The sequence below is a fragment of the Streptomyces alkaliphilus genome, from assembly GCF_014141535.1.
GTDB classification, from domain to species: Bacteria; Actinomycetota; Actinomycetes; order Streptomycetales; family Streptomycetaceae; genus Streptomyces; species Streptomyces alkaliphilus.
Window position 1 is genome coordinate 1 of the sequence record NZ_VKHT01000323.1, and the last position, 5,113, is coordinate 5,113.

Consider the following 5,113-nt stretch of genomic DNA (forward strand, 5'->3'; position numbering starts at 1 on the left):
GCTCCCGGCCGCTCCGGTCACCGGGGGCCGGGGTTCGGCACTCCCGTCCGCCGGGGGGTCGGCCGTAGACTGCGATGTCGGGGCCCCGCCGGAGGGGCTCGGCCGATGGCCACGCGGCGCCGCGCGGTCGTACCGCAGCAGCCCCGTGAGGAGGCGGATCCCACCGTGACCCAGCCCGGCGAGAGGGCGGAGAGCGCCACGTCCCGACCGACCCGGCCCCGGTTCCGCAAACCGGCGTCGCTGACCTTCGAACCCCCGATGGCGGCCGTGGACGCCGAGCACTTCTTCGGTCTGGAGTCCGTGACCGACCCGGGGGAACTGCTGGAACGCTCGACGGATCTGGCGGTCGCCTTCCGGGACGCCGCCGAGCGGGCCGTGGAGTACCAGGCGGTGGCGGCGGCCCGGCTGACCGATCCGCGCCGCTTCGACCGCCTCACGGAGACGCAGCTCGCCGAACTCGCGGGGTGGGGCGAGGACTACGCCCGGCGGATGGTGGAGTTCGGCCGTCGGTTGGAGCGGGGCGACCCCGCCGGGGAGGAGTGACCGCCCGCCGGGGAGGACGGGGACCGGGTTGCGACGCAGGTCACGGCCCCGTACGGCGGAATCGATTTTCGTCCCGCCCGCCCCGGGTGCTACAGTCTTCCCTGTCACCAGGCGCCGCTAGCTCAGTTGGTTAGAGCAGCTGACTCTTAATCAGCGGGTCCGGGGTTCGAGTCCCTGGCGGCGTACCGGAAAGAGCCGGGGTCCGCGACATTCCACGTGTCGCGGGCCCCGACTCTTTCCGTGTCGCCCCGGGCCGGTCCGGCGGAGGGGGATCCCACCGCCGGACCGCCGCCGGACCGTCGCGACCGCGGGCTCAGCCCTCGCCGGCCGCGCCCTCCCCGTCCTCGGCCGAGCCTCCGGGGGCCGCCTGCTGCACCACCTCGAAGGACCACAGGGTCGCCCCCGTGGCCGCCGGGCGCGGGCCGCCGTGACCGGCACCCTCCTCGCCTCCGCCGCCGGGACGGCCTTCCCCGCCGCCGGTGTGCGCCTGCCGCATCGGACCGTTCATCCAGGCCTCGAAGTCCGCCTCGCTGCGCCACCGGGTGTAGACGAGGTACCGGTCGGTGCCCTCCACCGGGCGCAGCAGCTCGAACCACTCGAAGCCGTCGGAGTTCTCCACCAGACCGGCACGGGAGGCGAAGCGTCGCTCCAACTCCTCGCGCCGCTCCGCCGGGACCTCGATCACGTTGATCTTCACCACACTCATGCGCCCCATTCTTCACCCCCGGGCCCCTCGGCCGCGCGTGCGGGCCCCTCGGCCCGCCCGCGCGGCCGAGGGTTCACCCCGGGGCGTGACGGCGACCCCCTCCCCCGCCGCGTCCGCCGGCGCCCGTGGCCGGCTCGTGGGACGGTTCGGGAAGGGCCTGCCGGAACCCGGCGCGCCCACCGGCGTCCCGGGCGCGTCGGCGGGCAGGCGTCCCCCGGCGGGTGTCCGAACCGGTGGGTGGTTCGGGACGTCCCCGCACCGAACGAACCGCACCGAACGAACCACACGGAACCAACCGCGCGGAACACCGGAAGAGAGACCGGAGGAGAGGGTGAGGGCGACCATGGGCGGACCCATCGGTGAGGGCCGGGAAGCACGCGACATCGACCGGGAGGCCGCCCGGCTCCGTCACGACCTGGTGAGCGCCCTCGTCGCCGCCGGGGCCCTCCCCGACCCCGCCTGGCGGACCGCCTTCGAGGAGGTGCCGCGTCATCTGTTCGTACCCCGCTTCTACGACCCCTCGGGATTGCGGATCGATCGCCACGACCACCCCGACCTGTGGTTGCGCGGGGTGCACGAGGATCGCGCGTTGGTCACCCACCGGCGCGGCGGGGAGCCGATCTCCTCCAGCTCCCAGCCGTCGCTGATGGCCAGCATGCTGCACGATCTGGATGTGCGCGACGGCGACCGGATCCTGGAGGTCGGCACCGGCACCGGCTGGAACGCCGCCCTGCTGGCCCACCGGGTGGGGGACCACCGGGTGACCAGCGTGGACCTGGACCCGGAGTTGACCGCCACCGCCCGTGCCCACCTCGCGGCCGCCGGCCGCCGGCCGCGGGTGGTCACCGCCGACGGCTCCATGGGGTGGCCGCCCGAGGCGCCCTACGACCGGATCATCGCGACCTGCCGGATCGACGCCGTGCCACTGCCCTGGTTGCGCCAACTCACGGTGGACGGTCTGTTGGTCGCCCCCCTGGGCTACGCGGTGATCCGGCTGCGGCGCACCGGGCCGGATCGGGCGACGGGCCGGTTCCGGGGCGGTGCCTGGTTCATGCCGTTGCGCACCGGACGGTCCCGCCCCGGGGTGCCGGCGGTGGAACCCGACGCGGACGACCCCGGCCGTCCGGCGGAGGTGACGCCCCGGGCCGCGACCGACCCGGACTTCCGCTTCTGGGCGGACCTGTGCGAACCGGGCGTGGAGTGGCGGATGGATCCGGAACCGGGCGCCGGGCCGGGAGCGGTGGCGCTGCGCGGGATGGACGGCTCCACCGCGCGCCTGGGCCGTAACGGCATGGTGGTGGAGGCCGGTCCGCGCCGGTTGTGGTCCGAGGTGGAGCGGCTGTACCGGGTGTGGGACGAGCGGGGTCGACCGGGCCCGGAAAGGTTCGGGGTCTCCGTGGAGGGGCGGCACCAGCGGTTGTGGATCGACACCCCGGACGGGCCGGGCCACGAGTTGGGCGAGCCCGTGGACGCCGTGCGGCCCGGTTGACCGCGGCGGAGGGGGCCCGGGAGGGGCCGGACCCGTGTCCCGGGCGCCCGTCGGGCGCCCGGGACGACCGGCCTCAGGAGAGCAGTTCGGCCTCGAGGGTGATGTTCACCCCGGCGAGGGCCTTGCTGACCGGGCAGTTCTCCTTGGCGCCCTCGGCGGCCTTCCGGAAGTCGTCCTCCGAGAGGCCGGGCACCCGTGCCCGGACGGTGAGCTTGATACCGGTGATGCCCTCACCCGGCTGGAAGGTGACGTCCGCCCGGGTCTCCACCGACTCGGGCGGCGTGCCGGCACCGGCCAGGCCGTGCGAGAACGCCATCGAGTAGCAGGAGGAGTGGGCCGCCGCGATCAACTCCTCGGGACTGGTGCGGCCGTTGGGCTCCTCCGCCCGGGAGGGCCAGGTGACGTCGTAGGTGCCCAGGCCGGACGAGTCGAGGGCGACGGTGCCCGCGCCGCCCATCAGCGGGCCCTCCCACCGGGTGGTCGCGGTGCGCGTGGTTGCCATGTGCTTTCCATCCTCCGTGACGGATGCTTCGACGGCGGATCGCCCGCGTCCCGGCCGCCGGGGCGGAGGGTGTCGGGGCGCTCCGTTCGGCCCCACGCTAACCCCCTCGCGGCGGCGGTTCGCCCCCGGCCGGGCGGCGTGTCCGCGACATCGACGCCGACCGGCCCGGAAAAGGCGGTTTCCGGCCGCGCCGGGCCACCGGTGACGGGGCCCACCGGGGCCGGTCGTGACGGGCGGGCGCCGGAAGGGGTCATGGTGCGGCCGGAGGGATTCGAACCCTCACGGGCTTGCGCCCACTGGGACCTAAACCCAGCGCGTCTCGCCATTCCGCCACGGCCGCCGACACCGGCATCCTATCCGCCGCCGCGGCCCGCCCCTCCCGACGCCGTCGGGGTGGGCGATCCGCGGCGGCGGGTGGGCCGGCCCGCGACGGGGGCGACGTCAACCGCCCAGCGCCCGGGTGACGGTGTGGATCACCAACCCCGCCAGCGCGCCGATGATCGTGCCGTTGAGCCGGATGAACTGCAGGTCGCGGCCGATGTGCAGCTCGATCTTGCGGGAGGTGTGGCGGGCGTCCCAGCTCGACACGGTGTCGCTGATCAGCGAGGTGATCTCGCGACGGTAGCCGGTGACCACGTGCACGGCGGCGTTGGTGATCCAGGTGTCCAGCTTGCCGCGCAGGCGCGGGTCGGCCTCCAGCCGGGCCCCCAGGGAGAGCACGGAGGTGCGGGCGCGCAACCGCAGCGCGCTGCGCTCGTCCTCGGCCGCCGCCAGCACCATGCTCCGCACGGCCCCCCAGGCGGAGGCGATGACGTCCTGCACCTCGGGGCGGTTCAACAGCTCGGACTTGGCCCGCTCCACCCGCTCGCGGGTGGCCGGGTCCTCCCGCAACTGCACCGCCAGGTCGGCCAGGAAACGGTCCACCGCCCCGCGCGCGGGGTGCCCGGGGCTGTCCCGCATCTCGGTGACGAAGCGCAGCAGTTCGCGATAGACGCGGTCACCGACCCGGCGGTCCACGAAGCGGGGCGTCCAACCCGGAGCCCCGCCCTCCACCGCCGTCATGACGGCGTCCCGGTGCTCCACCAGCCAGTCGTGGGCCTTGGCGCAGAACAGGTCCACCAGGCGGTGGTGGCCGCCCTCCTCGACCGTGCGCCCCAGCAACCGGCCGAGCGCCGGGGAGACCTCGGTCGCCTCGGCCCGTCGGGTGATGACCTCGCCCAGGATCGCCTGGACGTCGGAGTCCCGCAGGACCGCCATCCCGCCGCGCAGGGCGTTGGCCAACTCGGCGGTGACCCGGTCGGCGTTGTCCGGCTGCGCCAACCAGGCCCCCACCCGCCGGCCGAGGTCCACGGCGGCGATCTTCTCCCGGACCACCTGTTCGGAGAGGAAGTTCTCCCCGACGAAGTCACCGAGTGATTCCCCCAGTTGATCCTTCTTGGTGGGGATGATCGCGGTGTGCGGGATCGGCAGTCCGAGCGGGTGGCGGAACAGGGCGGTGACCGCGAACCAGTCGGCGAGCGCCCCGACCATCCCGGCCTCGGCCGCCGCCGCCACGTACCCGGCCCAGGGGCCGGCGCCCCGGGCCTCGGCCCAGGTGGCCAGCGCGTAGACGACCGCCACGAAGACCAGCAGGCCGGTGGCGACCACCTTCATCCGGCGCAGGCCGCGCTGCTTCTCCATGTCGATCTCGGTGAAGCCGTCGGTGAGCCGCCCCCGGGACGGCGCGGCGGCCGGGGCGGTACGGGCGCCCGGGCCCGGCGCGTCGGCGGGTTCGGGCACCGGCTCCGGCACCGGGCCGGGAAGCGCCTCGGCGGCCGGTCCGGCGGGAGGTGTCGCCGGGGCTCCCCCTCCCGGGTTCGGTTCGGCTCCGACC

Annotated in this window: 5 protein-coding genes and 2 tRNA genes; 3 read left to right on the plus strand and 4 right to left on the minus strand. The window is 75.1% G+C overall.

The window, feature by feature from the left end:
- Window positions 1–105: 105 nt before the first annotated feature.
- Window positions 106–543 carry a hypothetical protein gene (locus FNQ90_RS12150; protein ID WP_228471072.1) on the plus strand — a complete coding sequence of 146 codons (438 nt, stop codon included), beginning with the start codon at window positions 106–108 and terminating at the stop codon, window positions 541–543.
- A gap of 111 nt (window positions 544–654) precedes the next feature.
- Window positions 655–728: transfer RNA gene (locus FNQ90_RS12155), tRNA-Lys, on the plus strand.
- Between the two features lie 128 nt (window positions 729–856).
- Here the strand turns inward: FNQ90_RS12155 and FNQ90_RS12160 are convergent.
- On the minus strand, window positions 857–1,249 hold the full coding sequence (locus FNQ90_RS12160; protein ID WP_143617877.1) for an antibiotic biosynthesis monooxygenase family protein: 393 nt from the start codon (window positions 1,247–1,249) through the stop codon (window positions 857–859).
- Between the two features lie 343 nt (window positions 1,250–1,592).
- On the opposite strand from FNQ90_RS12160, the gene FNQ90_RS12165 reads away from it, so the two are divergent.
- Entirely contained in the window at window positions 1,593–2,738 is a 1,146-nt protein-coding gene (locus tag FNQ90_RS12165; RefSeq protein ID WP_182606392.1) for a methyltransferase domain-containing protein, read from the plus strand.
- Window positions 2,739–2,811: 73 nt separating this feature from the next.
- Here the strand turns inward: FNQ90_RS12165 and FNQ90_RS12170 are convergent, their stop codons facing one another.
- From FNQ90_RS12170 to FNQ90_RS12180, 3 genes are all read right to left on the minus strand, one after another.
- Window positions 2,812–3,240: an OsmC family protein gene (locus FNQ90_RS12170; RefSeq protein WP_143617881.1), complete on the minus strand. Its 429-nt coding sequence runs from the start codon at window positions 3,238–3,240 to the stop codon at window positions 2,812–2,814.
- Between the two features lie 253 nt (window positions 3,241–3,493).
- Window positions 3,494–3,580 (minus strand) — tRNA-Leu (locus tag FNQ90_RS12175).
- A gap of 101 nt (window positions 3,581–3,681) precedes the next feature.
- The gene (locus tag FNQ90_RS12180; protein WP_323379909.1) at window positions 3,682–5,031 is read right to left on the minus strand and encodes a DUF445 domain-containing protein; all 1,350 of its coding nucleotides are present in this window, start codon (window positions 5,029–5,031) and stop codon (window positions 3,682–3,684) included.
- Window positions 5,032–5,113 lie beyond the last annotated feature (82 nt).